The following is a 17,113-nucleotide window of genomic DNA, read 5'->3' as shown; positions in this document are numbered from 1 at the left end:
GATCGGCCGAGATTTCGGGATCGGGCCTGGGTCAGCTTCCAGGCCACTTTGAGTCAACCAAGATACGTTCACGAAAAAAAGGGCGGATGCCGAAGCATCCGCCCTTTCGAGAATTCAGATCAGACTAGAAGTCCCAGTCCTCGTCTTCGGTGTTCACGGCCTTGCCGATGACATACGACGAGCCGGAGCCCGAGAAGAAGTCGTGGTTCTCGTCAGCGTTCGGCGACAGGGCCGACAAGATCGCCGGGTTCACGTCGGTGACCGTCTTCGGGAACATCGGCTCATAGCCCAGGTTCATCAGCGCCTTGTTGGCGTTGTAGTGCAAGAACTTCTTGACGTCTTCGGTCAGACCGACCTCGTCGTAGAGGTCCTGGGTGTACTGGATCTCGTTCTCGTAGAGCTCGTACATGAGGTTGAAGGTGTAGTCCTTCATCTCGTCGCGACGCTCCTGGGTCTCGTTCTCGAGCCCCTTCTGGAACTTGTAACCGATGTAGTACCCGTGCACAGCCTCATCACGAATGATCAGACGGATGAGGTCGGCCGTGTTCGTGAGCTTGGCTCGCGACGACCAGTACATCGGCAGGTAGAAGCCAGAGTAGAAGAGGAACGACTCGAGCAGCGTCGAGGCGACCTTGCGCTTCAGGGGGTCATCACCCTGGTAGTACTCCATGATGATCGAGGCCTTCTTCTGAAGGTTCTGATTCTCGGTCGACCAACGGAATGCTTCGTCGATCTCCTTGGTGGAGCAGAGCGTCGAGAAGATCGACGAGTAGCTCTTGGCGTGCACCGACTCCATGAACGCGATGTTCGTGTAGACGGCCTCTTCGTGCGGGGTGATCGCATCCGGAATCAACGAGACAGCGCCGACGGTGCCCTGGATGGTGTCCAGCAGGGTCAGACCGGTGAACACGCGCATGGTGAGCTGCTGCTCGGCCGGGGTGAGCGTGTTCCAGGACTGGATGTCGTTCGACAGCGGGATCTTCTCGGGCAGCCAGAAGTTGTTGACCAGGCGGTTCCAGACCTCGACGTCTTTTTCGTCTTCGATCTTGTTCCAGTTGATGGCGTCAACGTGGGAGACGAGCTTGAGCTTGTCAATCATTTGAGTTCCTTTTTACGAGCGTGGGTCGAACGACCGGTTGTCGAGCTTGTCGAGAGACGGTTGCGTGGTCTCGACAAGCTCGACCACCGGTTAAGCATCCAGAAATGCTAGAGCATGCAGCTGACGCAGCCGTCCACCTCAGTGCCCTCGAGCGCGAGCTGGCGCAGACGAATGTAGTAGATCGTCTTGATGCCCTTCTTCCAGGCGTAGATCTGAGCCTTGTTGATGTCGCGCGTGGTGGCGGTGTCCTTGAAGAACAGCGTCAGCGACAGGCCCTGGTCGACGTGCTGGGTGGCCGCCGCGTAGGTGTCGATGATCTTCTCTGCACCGATTTCGTAGGCATCCTGGTAGAACTCCAGGTTGTCGTTCGTCATGAACGGCGCCGGGTAGTACACGCGGCCCAGCTTGCCTTCCTTGCGGATCTCGATCTTCGACGCGATCGGGTGGATCGACGAGGTCGAGTTGTTGATGTACGAGATCGAGCCGGTCGGCGGCACGGCCTGCAGGTTCTGGTTGTAGATGCCGTGCTCGATGACGGATGCCTTCAGCTCGGCCCAGTCAGCCTGGGTCGGGATGGCGACGTTCGACGTTGCGAACAGCTCGGCGACGCGAGCCGTGGCCGGCACCCATGCCTGGTCGGTGTACTTGTCGAAGAACGCACCGGTTGCATAGGTGGAGTCTTCGAATCCGGCGAACGCACGACCGCGCTCAATGGCGAGCTTGTTCGAGGCACGCAGCGCGTGGAACAGCACCGTGTAGAAGTAGATGTTCGTGAAGTCGATTCCCTCTTCGCTGCCGTAGTAGACACGTTCGCGGGAGAGGTAGCCGTGCAGGTTCATCTGGCCGAGGCCGATGGCGTGCGAGAGGTCGTTGCCGTCTTCGATAGAACGGACTGAAGCGATGTGGCTCTGCTCAGACACCGAGTTGAGGCCGCGGATGGCGGTCTCGACGGTCTGGCCGAAGTCGGGCGAGTCCATCGCCAGGGCGATGTTCATCGAGCCGAGGTTGCAGGAGATGTCCTTGCCGATCTCCTTGTACGAGAGGTCCTCGTTGTAGGTGGTCGGGGTGTTGACCTGCAGGATCTCCGAGCAGAGGTTCGACATGTTGATGCGACCCTTGATCGGGTTCGCCGCATTCACGGTGTCCTCGAACATGATGTACGGGTAGCCGGACTCGAACTGAATCTCGGCGAGCGTCTGGAAGAAGTCACGCGCCTTCATCTTCGACTTCTTGATGCGCGGGTCGTCGACCATTTCCTGGTACTTCTCGGAGACCGAGATGTCAGCGAACGGCACGCCGTACACGCGCTCGACGTCGTACGGGGAGAACAGGTACATGTCCTCACCCTTCTTCGCCAGCTCGAAGGTGATGTCGGGGATGACGACACCGAGCGAGAGGGTCTTGATGCGCACCTTCTCGTCGGCGTTCTCGCGCTTGGTGTCGAGGAAGCGCATGATGTCGGGGTGGTGCGCGTGCAGGTACACCGCACCGGCACCCTGACGGGCACCGAGCTGGTTGGCGTAGCTGAAGGAGTCTTCGAGAAGCTTCATCACGGGGATGATGCCGCTGGACTGGTTCTCGATCTGCTTGATCGGAGCACCGGCTTCACGGATGTTGGAGAGCAGCAGCGCGACGCCGCCGCCACGCTTCGACAGCTGCAGCGACGAGTTGATGCCGCGGCTGATCGACTCCATGTTGTCTTCGATGCGCAGCAGGAAGCAGGAGACGAGCTCGCCGCGCTGGGCCTTGCCCGAGTTGAGGAAGGTGGGGGTGGCCGGCTGGAAGCGGCCGGCGATGATCTCTTCGACCAGGTTGACGGCAAGCTTCTCGTCGCCGGAGGCGAGTCCGAGAGCGGTCATCACGACGCGGTCTTCGAAACGCTCGAGGTAACGCTTTCCGTCGAAGGTCTTCAGCGTGTAGGAGGTGTAGTACTTGAACGCGCCGAGGAAGCTCTGAAAGCGGAACTTCTTCGAGTAGGCCAGGTCGTTGAGCTTGGTGATGAACTCGAACGAGTACTGGTCGAGCACGGCCTGCTCGTAGTACTCCTTCTCGACCAGGTAGTCGAGGCGTTCGCGCAGGCTGTGGAAGAACACCGTGTTCTGGTTAACGTGCTGCAAGAAGTACTCGCGTGCTGCCTCGCGGTCTTTGTCGAACTGGATTTCACCGTTCGGACCATAGAGGTTGAGCATGGCGTTCAGGGAGTGATAATCCATTCCCGTCGCTGCGGCGTCAAGCGAAGAAACCTTCACGGCTGTTGCTTCCAAAACGAATCCAATCCTTCATGAACGATGCGCACATCATCCGGTGTTCCGAATACTTCAAATCGATAGAGGTGGGGAACCTTGCATTTGGCAGCAATGATGTCCCCGGCGAGGCAGAAAGCCTCCCCGAAATTGGTGTTGCCGGCGCCGATGACGCCGCGGATCAGTGACCGGTTGTTCTCATCATTGAGAAATCTGATCACTTGCTTCGGTACTGCTCCCCCTTCAATGCCCCCGCCATAGGTGGGAAGGCAGAGAACGAAGGGTTCTTCAACGCGCAGTGGTTCTTCGCGCGCATAGATCGGGATGCGCACGGCCGGCCGGTCGAGCTTCTCCACGAAGCGGTGGGTGTTTCCCGACACACTCGAAAAATAGACGAGATCAGTCATCAGGCACCCCTTTCTTTCGCGGGTTGCAACTCACGTGGGGAGTGAATTGCTGGTTTGTATTCGGACATGCGTCGAGCGCGTGGCGTCATACGGGTGGCGGCCAAGCCAGGTCAAACGGATGAATCAGATCAGGCGATGCGCGCGGCAAGCTCGTTGATCTTGTCGGGACGGAAGCCCGACCAGTGGTCTTCGTCGGTGATCACGACGGGGGCCTGCAGGTACCCCAGAGCCTTGACGGCTTCGAGTGCGTTCTCGTCAACAGAGAGGTCGAGAACTTCGTACTCGATGCCCTTGCTGTCGAGGGCGCGGTACGTGGCGGTGCACTGCACGCAGGAAGGCTTGGTGTAGACCGTAATTGCCATGTCGTTGGACCTTTCTGGTCAGTTGAAAGTGTTGAGAAATGCGAGCTGAGGGACCTGTGAAAGGTGCGAAACCAGTCATGGTGCCCCCGCTTGAACTGGTACCTCAATACTACATCTAGTGATTTCAAATAGGAACGGCCACTACATGCGGTAATTACAATTATGTAGTTATCCACCGACATTCCACCGGTTCTCAACAGGCTGCAAAACCAAGTCGCCCTGTATTACGCGGGAGTCGAGGGAGTTATCCACAGGCTCCGCGTTACCTTAATTTTTGCCTGTGGAAAGTCGCCGGGCGTGTCGGATTGACCACTAGATGTTGTGCCGTGCACGCGGCTTCCCCACTAGGCATTCGTGTCCGCCAGCTTCGCAGGTACCGCCGACACGCGGCAGTCCCCCACGCGAGGGACAGGCGAAAATCAGCCCCCGGGGCAGCGCTCAGGCCACGTGCGCTGCGACCGAGGCACGACCGCTGATCAGCGCGGCCAGCAGGCCGATCGCGGCGGCCAGCCCGAAGCATCCGACAAACGGCCAGACCCCGCCGAAGGGCGTCAGCGCCACGAACACAATCGCGGTCACCGCGATGGAGACGGCCGAGCCGATTCCGTCGGAGATCGAGATTGCCGAACTCGTGAAACCGTGGTCGGACGGCGCCGCGGACTGCAGGGCCATCACCGAGGTTCGCGGGTACATCAGCCCCATTCCGGCTCCGCCGACTCCCCAGCAGAGGATCAGCAGGATCGCCGGCAGCTCATAGACCGACATCACGATGGTGGCCGCGAGACCCACACCGAGTAGGGCGAGACCGATGCGGATACAGGTCTGGTGGCTGAGCCGTGCAGCAAATCGGCCCTGCACCTGCGAACCGATCGCCCAGGTCACCCCGCCGAGCGTGAGGCCGAGCCCGGCATACACCGGCGTGAGGCCGTATTGGTCGGTGAGCAAGTAGGGAATGTAGATCTCGGCACCAAAAAATGAGCCGGCGATGAGACCGCGAAAGAGCACGACGCCCGGCAACCCGGCTGCTGCGCGCAGGGTCCCGACCGGTAGCAGCGGCCGCAGAGCGAGGGCGAGCACCGCGAGGGCGGCCACGGGCAGAATCCACCGAGCCACACCCACCGCATCGGCGGACAGGTTGAGCACGAGCACTGCGATCGCGGCCAACGCCGACCAGGCGATGCGAGAAATGCTCCAGGGGGCGGCATCCGCACCCGGGCGTTCGCTGAGACCCCGCACGGCCGGCAGCACCAGGGCCAGGGCCGGAATGACGAGCACGACGACGCCGAGAAAGACCCAATGCCAGCTGAAGGCTTGGGCGACGACGCCGGCCAGGAACGGACCGATCAGCGACGGGATCACCCAGGCGGCGGCGAAGCCGGCAAAGATGCGCGGTTGCAGCATCGCAGGGTAGACGCGCGCGACAATCACGTAGAGGGCGACGGTGATGGCTCCCCCACCGAGGCCGTGCAACAGGCGGCCCGCGACGAGCACTCCCATGCTCTGTGCGGTGCCGGCAACGATGAGGCCGATCGTGAACAGCAGCACAGCGGCGAGGAGCGCGCCGCGTGGCCCCCGGCGGTCAGACCAGTTTCCGGCCAGAACCATTCCGACGACGCTGACGGCGAGCGGGCCGGCAAATGCCAGCGCATAGAGCGACTGGCCGTTCAGATCGACGCTGACTGCCGGCATGACGGTGGTCACGGCGAGTGATTCGAATGCGGCGAGAAGAATCAGCGAGAACATGCCGATGCTGATCCAGCGGTAGCGCGGGCTGAAAAGGGTTTCGGGGGCGGATGCGCGGGCGTCGTCGGTCGCGGTCCCGTCGGTCGCGGCGCTGGGCGAGGCACTGGTCACGGCACTAGCCGAGGCACCTGGCGAGGCACTGGTCACGGCGTTGCTCTCGGCCCTGATCGCGGAAGTACGCTCGGCATCCGTCAGAGCCTCGGTCGCGACAGGTGTCGCGGCCTCATCCCCGACATCGACCTCCGACTCTTCTCGCGCGTCATTCACTGCCGCGCGCGCCTCATCGTCGGTTGTCTTCTTCCCCATGCGCTTATTCTCCCAGTTGTGTTGCGTTTGTCATCGGGCCAACACGGTGGCTTGCGCCGCTATTTCGCACCGCTTCCGCGTCGGCGGCGGTGAGATGGTCGTGCGTTGGTGAGCCTATGACCTCAACTATGGTTGAGGTCAAAAGGAGGCTAGATGCCACAACTCGGCGGCGATACCCGCACGTTGCTCACGGTCGGCGTGCTCGCAGAGCGCAGCGGGGTCGCGGTCTCGGCGCTCCATTTCTATGAGCGCAAGGGTTTGCTCTCCAGCGAACGCACCGACGGCAATCAGCGCCGGTATCGTCGTGACGCCCTGCGCCGTGTCGCGTTCATTCGGGTCTCGCAGCGCGTCGGGATCCCGCTCGCCGACATCCGCACCGCCCTCGATTCCCTGCCCGAAAGCCGCACGCCGACGAAGGCGGATTGGGCGCGGTTGTCGCGCATCTGGAAGTCCGAACTGGATGCCCGTATCGCCGACTTGCAGCACCTGCGCAATGACCTCACGGAGTGCATCGGCTGCGGATGCCTGAGCCTCAACCGGTGCACGCTGCAGAATCTCGGCGACCGCCTCGGTGCATCAGGGGCCGGCCCGCGCCTCTGGGAGGGCTGAGCGGCTCGCTCCCTTCCGCCCCTCCCCGCCGCTGTGGCGTGCGGCATCCCCTGTGGCGTGCGCCATCTCKCACGCCACAGGGGATTCTCCACGCCAGAACGGCCGCAAACGTAGAGAGCGGCGGCAACGCAGCGCGTCAAGCCGCGCGCGGGATGCCGTGCTTCACGAGGAATGCGTAGAAGCGACGCGGAGAGATCGCTGTGTCCCAATCCCACCGGTCGAAGCTGTTGCAGCCGGGGTCGTCACGCAGCGCGTCCTCGCGCAACTTTCCTCCACCACGTGTGAGGTCACTTCGAGTTGCTTCAAGGAGGCCGCAGGGATCAGTCCCGAATGTCCAGTGGCCGCAGTGTCAAGGAAATCTCGCATGCCCCACGGTGGCCGGAATGTAGCTGTCCCCACGTCGATCGCGTGGACATCCGTGGAAAAGTTGCGATGGCATCCGCTGTGCAGAACGTGTTAGTGCAGACTCAAACGGATGCTGACGACCGGTCATGCAATCTCGGCGTGGGGAATCCCCGCTGGCGTGCGCCATCTCCCACGCCCAGGCGGGCAGCACCCCCGCACGCCAAAGGCCCCGGTCTTCCGCAGAACGGATGACCGGGGCCCAGCCGAGCACATGCACGCGCACCAAGCGCAGGCGCATGCGCCCGGCGCGTGCGCATGGCGCACACGTCGAGCGCTAGAGCGTTAGCGACCGCCCGCGCGACGCTTGTTGTACACGTCGAAGGCGACAGCGAGCAGCAGCACGAGACCCTTGACGGCCTGCTGCCATTCGATGCCGATGCCCATGATCGACATACCGTTGTTCAGCACACCGATGATCAGACCACCGATGATGGCGCCACCGATCGTTCCGACGCCGCCTGTCACCGCCGCTCCACCGATGAACGCCGCCGAAATGGCCTCGAGCTCGAAGCCGTCGCCGGCCTTCGGGCCGGCCAAGTTCAGGCGAGCGGTGAAGATGAGGCCGGCCAGTGCGGCCAGAACACCCATGTTCACGAACAGCCAGAAGGTGACGTTGCGGGTCTTGATGCCCGACAGTTCGGCGGCGTGCAGGTTGCCACCGATTGCGTAGATGTGGCGACCGAAGACGCTGCGGTTCATGATGACGCCGTAGACGAGGATCAGCACGGCCAGCACGATCAGCGTGACCGGGATGCCCTTGTACGAGGCCAGCGCCCAAGCGAACAGGGCGATTGCCACGGAGATCAAAACGAGCTTGGCGACGAACCAGACGATCGGTTCGACTTCCTGGCCGTACTTCGCGCGGCCCGCACGGGTTCGCACCTGCTGCACGATGAGCGCGATGATCGCGATCGCTCCGACGCCGAGCGTCAGCGGGTCGAGGTCCAGTTCGCCGAACACATTGTTCAAGAAGCCGTTGCCGAGCGCACGGTATTCAGCCGGGAACGAACCGATGTTCGCGTTGCCGAGCACCGCCAGCGCCAGGCCGCGGAAGATCAGCATGCCGGCCAGCGTCACGATGAAGGCCGGGATGCCGACATAGGCGATCCAGAAGCCCTGCCAGACACCGACCAACGCACCGACTAGCAGCGACAGAATGATCGACAGCCACCATGGCAGACCCCAGGTCACCGCGAAGACACCGGAGCAGGCTCCGACGAAGGCGGCAACCGAGCCGACCGACAGGTCGATGTGCCCGGCGATGATCACCATGACCATGCCGATGGCGAGAACGAGAATGTAGCCGTTCTGCACGATCAGGTTCGAGATGTTCTGCGGACGCAGCAGGATGCCGTCGGTCAGAACCGTGAACAGCAACACCACCACGAGCAGGGCGATGAAGATGCCGTTCTTGCCCAGGTCAGACAGGAGGTGGGTCAGCCACGCTCCCGCCTTGGATGTGCTCGGATTGATTTGCGCGCCCGCTGCCGTTCCCGGCGTCGGCTTGGTCTCAAGATCGCTCATTGACGTTTCTCCTAATCCACCAGCGCCGACGCTAGCGGGCCTTTTCCATGGTCATGTGTTTGATGAGGGTCTCCGGGGTGGCTTCTTTGATCGGGAATTCTCCCGTGATGCGCCCCTCGGAGAGGGTGTAAATGCGGTCGCTGATGCCGAGCAATTCGGGCAACTCGCTCGAAATCACGATGATGCCCTTGCCCTGCGCCGCGAGCTTGTTGATGATCGCGTAGATCTCGTACTTCGCGCCGACGTCGATACCGCGCGTGGGCTCATCCAGAATGAGCACGTCAGGGTTGGAGTAGATCCACTTCGACAGCACAACCTTCTGCTGGTTACCGCCCGACAGCTTGCCGGTCTTCGACAACACCGACGGCGCCTTGATGTTCATGCTGGTGCGATACTCGTTCGCCACCTTGAACTCTTCGTTGCTGTCGACCAGGCCGCCGCGACTCAGCTTGCCGAGTGACGCCATCGAGATGTTGCGCTGGATGTCTTCAATCAGGTTGAGTCCGTATTGCTTGCGATCCTCGGTGGCATAGGCCAGTCCGTTGTCGATCGCCTCCGACACAGTGCGGGTCTTGATCTCGACGCCCTCCTTGAAGACGCGCCCCGAGATGCGGCTGCCGTAGCTGCGCCCGAACAGGCTCATCGCGAACTCGGTGCGTCCGGCGCCCATCAGCCCGGCGATGCCGACGATCTCACCCTTGCGCACGTTGATGTTCACGTTGTCGACCATGACGCGCGTGACATCCAGCGGGTGGTGCGCGGTCCAGTCCTCCACACGCAGAATCTCGTCGCCGATCTTCGGCGTGTGATCCGGATAGCGGTGCTCGAGATCGCGACCGACCATGTCCTTGATGATGCGATCTTCGGTCACGTCATCGCGGGCGATCGTTTCGATCGCCTTGCCGTCACGGATGACGGTGACCGCGTCGGCGACCTTCTTGATCTCGTTCAATTTGTGGCTGATGATGATCGACGTGATGCCCTGACCCTTGAGGTGGCGCATCAGGTCGAGCAGGTGATCGGAGTCTTCGTCGTTCAGGGCAGCGGTCGGCTCGTCGAGAATGAGGAGCTTGACTCGCTTGGAGAGCGCCTTGGCGATTTCGACCAGCTGCTGCTTACCGACACCGATGTCGAGGATGCGCGTGGTCGGGTTCTCGTTCAAGCCGACGCGGGCGAGCAGCTTGGCGGCTTCGTGGTTCGTCTTGTTCCAGTCGATGAGACCGAACGCGCCACGCAGCTCGTTGTTCAAGAAGATGTTCTCTGCAATAGAGAGGTAGGGGCTGAGAGCCAGCTCCTGGTGGATGATGACGATGCCTTTGGCTTCGCTGTCGCCGATGTCGCGAAAGGCGACGACCTCGTCTTCGAAGACGATGTCACCGGTGTAGCTGCCGTGCGCGTACACGCCAGAGAGCACCTTCATCAGGGTGGACTTGCCGGCGCCATTTTCACCGCAGATGGCGTGAATTTCGCCGCGCGCAACATTCAAGGTGACCTCTTGCAGGGCTTTGACGCCGGGGAAGGTCTTGGTGATGCCGCGCATTTCGAGAATATTGGTGGTCACTCGCGTGCCTCTCTGAGTGTCGTTGGCGGGTGAACCGCCGGTGGGGCAACAGGTAACAGTAGTCGCCCCACCGGCGATTCAGTGAGTCGGACTAGCCGTCGATCTCGGCCTGGGTCCAGTAACCGCTGTCAACGAGTACAGAGGTGACGTTGTCCTTGACGACGATCGTCGGGCTGAGCAGCATCGACGGAACGACCTTCTTGCCGTTGTCGTAGGTCTTGGTGTCGTTGACGGTCGGCTCGGTGCCGTTCAGAACGGCAACAGTCATCTCAACGGCAACCTTGGCGAGTTCGCGGGTGTCCTTGAAGATGGTGGCGAACTGCTCGCCGTTGTTGATTGCCTTGACCGAGTCGAGCTCGGCGTCCTGACCCGTGATGATCGGCCATTCTGCGCCAACGCTGTAGCCGGCGTCGGTCAGAGCGGAGATGATGCCGCGTGACAGGCCGTCATACGGGGAGAGAACGCCGTTGACCTTGGAACCATCGGAGTAAGTCTTGGTCAGGATGTCTTCCATGCGGCTCTGGGCAACTTCACCATCCCAACGCAGGGTGGCGACAGTGGTGAACTCGGTTTCGCCAGACTTGACGACGAGGGTTCCGGCGTCGATGAGCGGCTGAAGTTCCTGCATGGCGCCGTTGAAGAAGAACGTGGCGTTGTTGTCGTCAGCCGAGCCACCGAACAGCTCGATGTTGAACGGGCCGGCGGGGGCGCCGTCGACCGGCTTGCCCTCGAGGTCAGTCAGTCCGAGGCCGTTCAAGAGCGACCAAGCCTGCTGCTGCCCGACCTTGAAGTTGTCGAAGGTCGCGTAGTAGTTGACGTTCTCCGAGTCGCGGATGAGGCGGTCGTAGGCGATCACCGGGATCTTGGCGTCCGCGGCATCCTGCAGCACCTGGGTCAGGGTGGTGCCGTCGATCGAGGCGACGATGAGAACTTCGGCGCCCTTGGTGATCATGTTCTCGAGCTGCGAAACCTGGGTGGGGATGTCGTCTTCTGCGTACTGCAGGTCAACCTTGAAGCCCTGGTCTTCGAGCTGCTTCTTGATCGAGTCGCCGTCCTTGATCCAACGCTCAGACGACTTGGTGGGCATTGCAACGCCCACGAGGCCGCCCTTGCCGGCAGTGTCGCCACCGGCGGAGTCGCCGGCGGTTCCTGCGCAAGCAGCAAGCGAGACAACCATGGCGCCGGCGGCGATCAGGCCAAAGAATACGTTCTTCTTCTTCACTGTGTTCCCTTTCGTTCTTTCTCTATCGACATTGATATGAATGTCAGGTGGTTGATGCGTGTACAGCTGTGATTACAGGCCTTGCGCCAAGCGGTAGTAGGCCTGATTCCAACGCACCTCGCGCGTGAAATCGCGCAGAGTGGTGGCTTTATCGATCACGAGAAGCTCAGTGCGAGCGATCTCGGCGAAATCGTGGAACACCTCAATGCCGACAGCAGTCGACATGACGGTGTGGTGGGCGGCGCCGGCGGTGAGCCAGGCGGCGGCGGATGTCGCGAAGTCGGGCTCCGGAGACCAGACCGCGCGACCGACGGGCAGGTTCGGAAGCGCCTCGGTGGGTTCGACGACCTCGACGACGTTGGCGACCAGGCGGAACCGGTCGCGCATGTCCGAGAGTGCCACGACGACGGCGGGGCCGGGGTCGGCGTTGAAGACCAGACGTACGGGGTCTTCTTTGCCGCCGATGCCGAGCGGGTGGATCTCCAGCGTCGGCTTCGAGGTGGTCAGCGCCGGGCTGACCTCGAGCATGTGCGCACCGAGGATCAGTTCGTTGCCGGGGGTGAGGTCGTAGGTATAGTCCTCCATCAGGCTGGCACCGCCGGGAAGCCCGGAGCCCATGACGTTGGCGACGCGCACCAGGATGGCGGTCTTCCAGTCGCCCTCTGCACCGAAGCCATAGCCCTGTGCCATGAGGCGTTGCACGGCCAGACCGGGCAGCTGGCGGAGTGCGCCGAGGTCTTCGAAGCTCGTGGTGAAGGCGCCGAAGCCGCCCTCCTCAAGAAAGCCCTTGAGGCCGAGTTCGATCGCGGCACCGTAACGCAGCGAGTCGTGGCGTTCGCCACCCTTCCGCAGCTCGGGAGCGACCGTGTAGAGCTCGTCATACTCGGCGACCAGTGCGTCGATGGCGGTCTCGGAGACCGCGTGCACGGCATCCGCCAGATCGTTGACGCCCCAGGTGTTCACCTGCACGCCGAAGCGCAGCTCAGCCTCGGTCTTGTCGCCCTCGGTGACCGCGACATAACGCATGTTGTCGCCGAAGCGTGCGAGCTTGAGGCTGCGCGAGGCGGCCCAGCCGGCGGCGGCGCGCATCCAGCTGCCGACCTGGGCGGTGACGGCCGGGTTCGAGACGTGGCCGACGACGGTCTTGCGGGCAACGCCGAGGCGGGTCTGGATGTAGCCGAACTCACGGTCGCCGTGCGCGGCCTGGTTCAGATTCATGAAGTCGAAGTCGATCTCGGACCAGGGCAGCTCGACGTTGGCCTGCGTGTGCAGGTGCAGCAGCGGCTTGGTCAGCGCGTCGAGGCCGGCGATCCACATCTTCGCCGGGGAGAAGGTGTGCATCCAGGCGATCAGGCCGATCACATTGTCGGCGGCGTTGGCGTCGAGGGCGGCGCGGCGGATCGACTCGGAGTTCGTCAGAACGCTCTTCCAGACCACCGTGACCGGCACGTCGTGGGCGGCGCCGAGGGCACGAGCGATCTCCTGGGACTGCTCGGCAACCTGGCGGAGGGTCTCCTCGCCGTAGAGGTTCTGGCTTCCGGTGAGAAACCAGACTTCGTAGTGGTCGAGCGTCGTCGACAGCGCGGTCGCGGTGGTTGCGATGGGCAGGGTGGCGGACAATGCGGTCATTTCTGAAGTGCTCCCTGCGGTGCTTGTCCGTAGACGTTCTGGTATCGGTTGAAGAGAGCGTCGATCGAGTCCTGAGGAATCGGCACCAGTTCGCCGCCCGCGCGGGCCAGCTGCACCGTGCGGGCGACATCTTCAACCATGACGGCGGCCTTCACGGCATCGCGGGCACTGTTGCCGATCGTGAACGGGCCGTGGTTCTGCATCAGCACGGCCCGGGAGCGGTGACCGGTGAGAGTCTCAACGATGCCGCGACCGATCGAATCGTCGCCGATGATGGCGAACGGGCCGATCGGGATGTCCCCACCGAACTCGTCGGCCATGGCCGTGATCACGCACGGGATGGCTTCGGCGCGGGCGGCCCAGGCCGTGGCGTAGGTGGAGTGCGTGTGCACGACCCCGCCCACCTCGGGCATATTCCGGTAGACGTATGCATGTGCCGCGGTGTCGCTGGACGGCGAGCGGTCAGAACCGGGGGTGTCGGGAATCACCGCGCCGTCGAGGTCGCAGAGGATCATGTTCTCGGGTGCGAGGTCGGAGTAGTCGACGCCGCTCGGCTTGATCACGAACAGGTCGGCGCCGGGCACGCGGCCCGACACGTTGCCGCCGGTCCAGACGACGAGGTCGTTGGCCGTCAGCTCCGAGTGGAGGTGGGCGATCTCGGTGCGCACCCGGGCGATGGCAACCTCAATCTGCGGGCCGAAGGTGCTCATGCGGACACCGCCGTCTCGGCGAGTTCGCTGTCGGTGATCGAGCCACCCTCGGTGATCGAGCCACCGTCGGTGATCGAGCCACCCTCGGTGATCGAGCCTGTCGAGATCCCGGATGCCGCGACGACGCTCCGCTTGAGGGCTTTCAGCCGGTGCATGACCTCGTTCGCACCGCGACCGAAGTAATCGTGAAGCAGGGCATATTCCTCGAAGAGAATGTCATAGGCCGCAGCGGACTGCTCGTTCGGCGTGTAGACGTTTTTGTTGAGCTTGCCCATCGCCTGGCCGGCCTCACGCACGTCGGCGTAGGCTCCGGCGGCGACCGCCGCGTGGATGGCCGAGCCGAGCGCCGGCCCCTGCTCGCTGGCGATCGTCGAGATCGGCAGGCGCAGGATGTCGCTGTAGGTCTGCATCAGGAATGCGTTCTTGAGCAGTCCGCCGGCGACGATGAACTCGGTGACCGGCACGCCGCTCTCGTTGAAGGTCTCAACGATGGTGCGCGCTCCGAACGCTGTTGCCTCGAGCAGCGCCCGGTAGATCTCCTCGGTGCGCGTGGTCAGCGTGGCGCCGACGACGAGACCCGACAGTTCGTGGTCGACCAGCACCGAGCGGTTGCCGCTGTGCCAGTCGAGGGCGATCAAGCCGTGGGCGCCGACGGGGTCAACCGCGGCGAGATCGGTCAGATACTGGTGGATCGACTTTTCGGCGGCATCCGCTGCCTCGAAGTAACGCGCGGGAACCTGCGTGTTGACGTACCAGGCGAAGATGTCGCCGACGCCGGACTGGCCGGCCTCGTAGCCGTAGAGGCCGGAGACGATGCCGCCGTCGACGACGCCGCACATCCCGGGAACCTCCGCGAGCACATCGGAGTTCATGACGTGGCACGTGCTGGTGCCCATGATGGCAACCATCTGGCCGGGCTCAACAGCCTGCGCGGCCGGAGCCGTGACGTGCGCGTCGACGTTGCCGACGGCCACCGCGATGCCCTCGGGCAGGCCCGTCCACTCGGCGGCCTGCTTCGAGAGTGTGCCGGCGGATGCGCCGAGCTGGCCGATCTCGTGGGCCACCTTGGTGTCGGCGAAGTCGGCGAAGTCGGGGTTCAGTGCAGCGAGGAAGTCGCGGCTCGGGTACTCGCCGTCCTGCAGGATTCCCTTGTAGCCGGCGGTGCAGGCGTTCCGCACATAGCGACCGGTGAGCTGCCAGACGATCCAGTCGGCGGCCTCGACCCAGTGGTCCATGCGGTGGTAGAGCTCGGGGGCTTCCTCGAGCAGCTGCAGGCCCTTGGCGAATTCCCACTCGCTGGAGATGAGCCCTCCGTAGCGCGGCAACCAGCTCTCGTCGCGTTCGAACGCAAGGTCGTTGATGCGGTCGGCGTGCGGCTGAGCGGCGTGGTGCTTCCACAGCTTCACGTAGGCGTGGGGGTGAGCGGCGTACTCGGGCAGTTCGTTCAGCGGGGTGCCGTCGGCGAGGGTCGGAACCATCGTGCAGGCGGTGAAGTCGGTGCCGATGCCAATAACCAGGGCCGGGTCAATTCCGGCGGCGGCGACCGCGGCGGGAACGGCGCTTTTCAGCACGTCCACGTAGTCCTGCGGAACCTGCAGCGCCCAGTCGGGAGCGAGGGCGGCATCGGTTGCGGCGAGTGTGGTGTCCATCACGCCGTGCGGGTAGTCGAGTGTGGCCGATCCCAGTTCGACGCCGTCGGAGACGCGCACCACGACGGCGCGACCGGACAGGGTTCCGTAGTCGATACCGATGACGTACGAGTCAATCGCGGCCGACGCCTGCTGTGTTGCCTGCGGGGCGGTCGTACTCACGATTCGACTCCTTCGTCTGGTTTGGTTCCAAATGTGAACGGTCACATTGCTTCGCCCATGCTAGCCGCAAAGATGAATTCTTTGTCAACTCGGAAAGGTCACGGTCGTGCAACGACCGCGTTCGGAACGCTCACGATTCATTCCCGAACTGCCTCCGTACCGCTCACCCCGACGACGGATCGGCGTTGAATCTCACGGCTGGGCGCGCATCGGCAGGGCGCCCCAGCCCCGGATGGCGACGCGACGCAACGGAGGAGATTCTGCGAAACGCCGTGCGCGGCCGGCGGTTCTGCACGGCGTGTTTCCGTTTCTCCTCCGCTGAGTGCGGGCGCGTCGACGGGTCGGTCACAGGGGCACGAGAGCCGGACCGGATGTCGCGAGAGCGAAAGGCTCTAGCGAAAGTACGGCGCGGGCGGAGCCGTCGAGCCCCGCACGATGAGTTCAGGCGTAATGGAATCCCGAAAGCCGGTCGGCTGCTCATCGTTGATCGAGCTCAGCAGAAGCGCCATGCAGCGGCGGCCGAGTTCGGCGAAGTCTTGGCGCACTGTCGTCAGTGGCGGCCAGAAATGAGCGGCCTCCGGGATGTCGTCGAAGCCGACGATGCTGACATCGTTCGGCACATCGAGTCCGGCATCACGGATGGCGTGAATCAGCCCGAGCGCCATTTGGTCGTTCGAGGAGAAAATGGCGGTGAAGTCGCGCACCCGCAACATTTCACGGCCGGCGTAGTAACCGAACTCTGCGGTCCAGTCGCCGAGGATCGGAGCCGTGGTGGGCACATCCCTTGCCCCCATCTCATCAAGAAAGCCGCGCATGCGCGCCTCGGCTTCGATCCAGTCCTGGGGACCTGCGAGGTGGTAGATGTCGCGGTGACCGAGCTCGATCAGGTGCCGGGTGGCCAGTCGGGCACCGGCAATCTGGTCGACCGACAGCGTGTGCTCGTCGAGGTGGCCGGTGGATTGCATCGTCACGAACGGCACGTCGATCGCCATGTGCTCGAGGGCGTCGAACACCCGCACCTGCGGGGCGATGACCACGATCCCCTCGACCGACTGGCTCATCAAGTGGGTCAGCGCCGCCTCGATCGATTCCGGGTCGACGGCCGACAGGTTAGCCATGTTCACGAAGTAGCCGGCCTCGCGAGCGGCGTCTTGAATCGCCGCGATACTGCTGGCCGGGCCATAGTGCGAGCCGCTGGCCGAGAGCACCCCGATGGTGCGGGACCGGCCGTTGCCCAGGGCCCGGGCGGCCCGGTTCGGGCGGTAGTGAACCTCTTCCATGACCTGCAGCACGCGGGCCTTGGTGGTGTCCCTGATGCTCGGGTGGTTGTTCAGAACCCGCGACACCGTCTGGTGTGAGACGCCGGCCAGACGCGCAACATCTCGAATGCTGGGCGCACGGCCCGGGGGCATGTCGGAGATCACGATGTCAGCCTCACTTCGGTGTGCACGGTCACAGATGTGAACGCAGGTCAATTATGCA

The 17,113-nt window shown here is 63.2% G+C and carries 14 protein-coding genes; 1 reads left to right on the top strand and 13 read right to left on the bottom strand.

Features of this window, described 5'->3' with window-relative positions:
- Window positions 1-124 precede the first annotated feature (124 nt).
- The 5 genes from nrdF to AB4Y63_RS16155 form a co-directional block, all read right to left on the bottom strand.
- The gene (nrdF, locus tag AB4Y63_RS16175; RefSeq protein ID WP_441792091.1) at window positions 125-1,099 is read right to left on the bottom strand and encodes a class 1b ribonucleoside-diphosphate reductase subunit beta; all 975 of its coding nucleotides are present in this window, start codon (window positions 1,097-1,099) and stop codon (window positions 125-127) included.
- Between the two features lie 107 nt (window positions 1,100-1,206).
- Complete coding sequence (gene nrdE / locus AB4Y63_RS16170) at window positions 1,207-3,312, bottom strand: class 1b ribonucleoside-diphosphate reductase subunit alpha (RefSeq protein ID WP_441792149.1); 2,106 nt, start codon at window positions 3,310-3,312, stop codon at window positions 1,207-1,209.
- 32 nt (window positions 3,313-3,344) lie between these two features.
- Window positions 3,345-3,749 (bottom strand): class Ib ribonucleoside-diphosphate reductase assembly flavoprotein NrdI, encoded by a 405-nt coding sequence (gene nrdI / locus AB4Y63_RS16165; RefSeq protein ID WP_441792090.1) that lies wholly within the window; start codon window positions 3,747-3,749, stop codon window positions 3,345-3,347.
- Window positions 3,750-3,877: 128 nt separating this feature from the next.
- Window positions 3,878-4,111: a glutaredoxin-like protein NrdH gene (nrdH, locus tag AB4Y63_RS16160; protein ID WP_345067121.1), complete on the bottom strand. Its 234-nt coding sequence runs from the start codon at window positions 4,109-4,111 to the stop codon at window positions 3,878-3,880.
- Window positions 4,112-4,549: 438 nt separating this feature from the next.
- Entirely contained in the window at window positions 4,550-6,160 is a 1,611-nt protein-coding gene (locus AB4Y63_RS16155; RefSeq protein ID WP_441792089.1) for an MFS transporter, read from the bottom strand.
- 153 nt (window positions 6,161-6,313) lie between these two features.
- Between AB4Y63_RS16155 and soxR the strand changes: the two genes are divergently transcribed.
- The gene (soxR, locus tag AB4Y63_RS16150; protein WP_441792088.1) at window positions 6,314-6,769 is read left to right on the top strand and encodes a redox-sensitive transcriptional activator SoxR; all 456 of its coding nucleotides are present in this window, start codon (window positions 6,314-6,316) and stop codon (window positions 6,767-6,769) included.
- Window positions 6,770-6,905: 136 nt separating this feature from the next.
- Here the strand turns inward: soxR and AB4Y63_RS16145 are convergent, their stop codons facing one another.
- The 8 genes from AB4Y63_RS16145 to AB4Y63_RS16110 all read right to left on the bottom strand — a co-directional run bounded on the left by AB4Y63_RS16145 (window position 6,906) and on the right by AB4Y63_RS16110 (window position 17,043).
- Window positions 6,906-7,034, bottom strand: coding sequence for a hypothetical protein (locus AB4Y63_RS16145; protein WP_441792087.1), 129 nt, complete (start codon window positions 7,032-7,034; stop codon window positions 6,906-6,908).
- 422 nt (window positions 7,035-7,456) lie between these two features.
- Complete coding sequence (gene mmsB, locus AB4Y63_RS16140; RefSeq protein ID WP_441792086.1) at window positions 7,457-8,698, bottom strand: multiple monosaccharide ABC transporter permease; 1,242 nt, start codon at window positions 8,696-8,698, stop codon at window positions 7,457-7,459.
- Window positions 8,699-8,729: 31 nt separating this feature from the next.
- Window positions 8,730-10,259 (bottom strand): multiple monosaccharide ABC transporter ATP-binding protein, encoded by a 1,530-nt coding sequence (gene mmsA / locus AB4Y63_RS16135; RefSeq protein WP_441792085.1) that lies wholly within the window; start codon window positions 10,257-10,259, stop codon window positions 8,730-8,732.
- 91 nt (window positions 10,260-10,350) lie between these two features.
- Window positions 10,351-11,436, bottom strand: coding sequence for a multiple monosaccharide ABC transporter substrate-binding protein (gene chvE, locus AB4Y63_RS16130; RefSeq protein ID WP_441792148.1), 1,086 nt, complete (start codon window positions 11,434-11,436; stop codon window positions 10,351-10,353).
- 117 nt (window positions 11,437-11,553) lie between these two features.
- A complete protein-coding gene (araA, locus tag AB4Y63_RS16125; protein ID WP_441792084.1) occupies window positions 11,554-13,110 on the bottom strand; it encodes an L-arabinose isomerase in 1,557 nt (518 codons plus the stop codon).
- On the bottom strand, window positions 13,107-13,820 hold the full coding sequence (locus AB4Y63_RS16120) for an L-ribulose-5-phosphate 4-epimerase (protein ID WP_441792083.1): 714 nt from the start codon (window positions 13,818-13,820) through the stop codon (window positions 13,107-13,109). The genes araA and AB4Y63_RS16120 overlap by 4 nt, the downstream gene beginning before the upstream one ends.
- Complete coding sequence (araB, locus tag AB4Y63_RS16115) at window positions 13,817-15,631, bottom strand: ribulokinase (protein ID WP_441792082.1); 1,815 nt, start codon at window positions 15,629-15,631, stop codon at window positions 13,817-13,819. Before araB ends, AB4Y63_RS16120 begins: the two co-directional genes overlap by 4 nt.
- Before the next feature lie 392 nt (window positions 15,632-16,023).
- Window positions 16,024-17,043 (bottom strand): LacI family DNA-binding transcriptional regulator, encoded by a 1,020-nt coding sequence (locus AB4Y63_RS16110; protein WP_441792147.1) that lies wholly within the window; start codon window positions 17,041-17,043, stop codon window positions 16,024-16,026.
- Window positions 17,044-17,113 lie beyond the last annotated feature (70 nt).

It is taken from the genome of Leifsonia sp. YAF41 (genome assembly GCF_052113185.1).
GTDB lineage: Bacteria > Actinomycetota > Actinomycetes > Actinomycetales > Microbacteriaceae > Cryobacterium.
Note: the sequence above shows the minus strand (reverse complement) of the source record. Positions and strands in the feature narration are given on the sequence as shown.

What these genes read in the sequence shown, in the direction of transcription:
- araA (WP_441792084.1), bottom strand. Translation starts at nt 13,110, where the DNA reads ATGACCGCATTGTCCGCCACCCTGCCCATCGCAACCACCGCGACCGCG.
- soxR (WP_441792088.1), top strand. Translation starts at nt 6,314, where the DNA reads ATGCCACAACTCGGCGGCGATACCCGCACGTTGCTCACGGTCGGCGTG.
- AB4Y63_RS16120 (WP_441792083.1), bottom strand. Translation starts at nt 13,820, where the DNA reads ATGAGCACCTTCGGCCCGCAGATTGAGGTTGCCATCGCCCGGGTGCGC.
- nrdF (WP_441792091.1), bottom strand. Translation starts at nt 1,099, where the DNA reads ATGATTGACAAGCTCAAGCTCGTCTCCCACGTTGACGCCATCAACTGG.
- mmsB (WP_441792086.1), bottom strand. Translation starts at nt 8,698, where the DNA reads ATGAGCGATCTTGAGACCAAGCCGACGCCGGGAACGGCAGCGGGCGCG.
- nrdI (WP_441792090.1), bottom strand. Translation starts at nt 3,749, where the DNA reads ATGACTGATCTCGTCTATTTTTCGAGTGTGTCGGGAAACACCCACCGC.
- nrdH (WP_345067121.1), bottom strand. Translation starts at nt 4,111, where the DNA reads ATGGCAATTACGGTCTACACCAAGCCTTCCTGCGTGCAGTGCACCGCC.
- chvE (WP_441792148.1), bottom strand. Translation starts at nt 11,436, where the DNA reads ATGGTTGTCTCGCTTGCTGCTTGCGCAGGAACCGCCGGCGACTCCGCC.
- nrdE (WP_441792149.1), bottom strand. Translation starts at nt 3,312, where the DNA reads ATGGATTATCACTCCCTGAACGCCATGCTCAACCTCTATGGTCCGAAC.
- AB4Y63_RS16110 (WP_441792147.1), bottom strand. Translation starts at nt 17,043, where the DNA reads ATGCCCCCGGGCCGTGCGCCCAGCATTCGAGATGTTGCGCGTCTGGCC.
- AB4Y63_RS16155 (WP_441792089.1), bottom strand. Translation starts at nt 6,160, where the DNA reads ATGGGGAAGAAGACAACCGACGATGAGGCGCGCGCGGCAGTGAATGAC.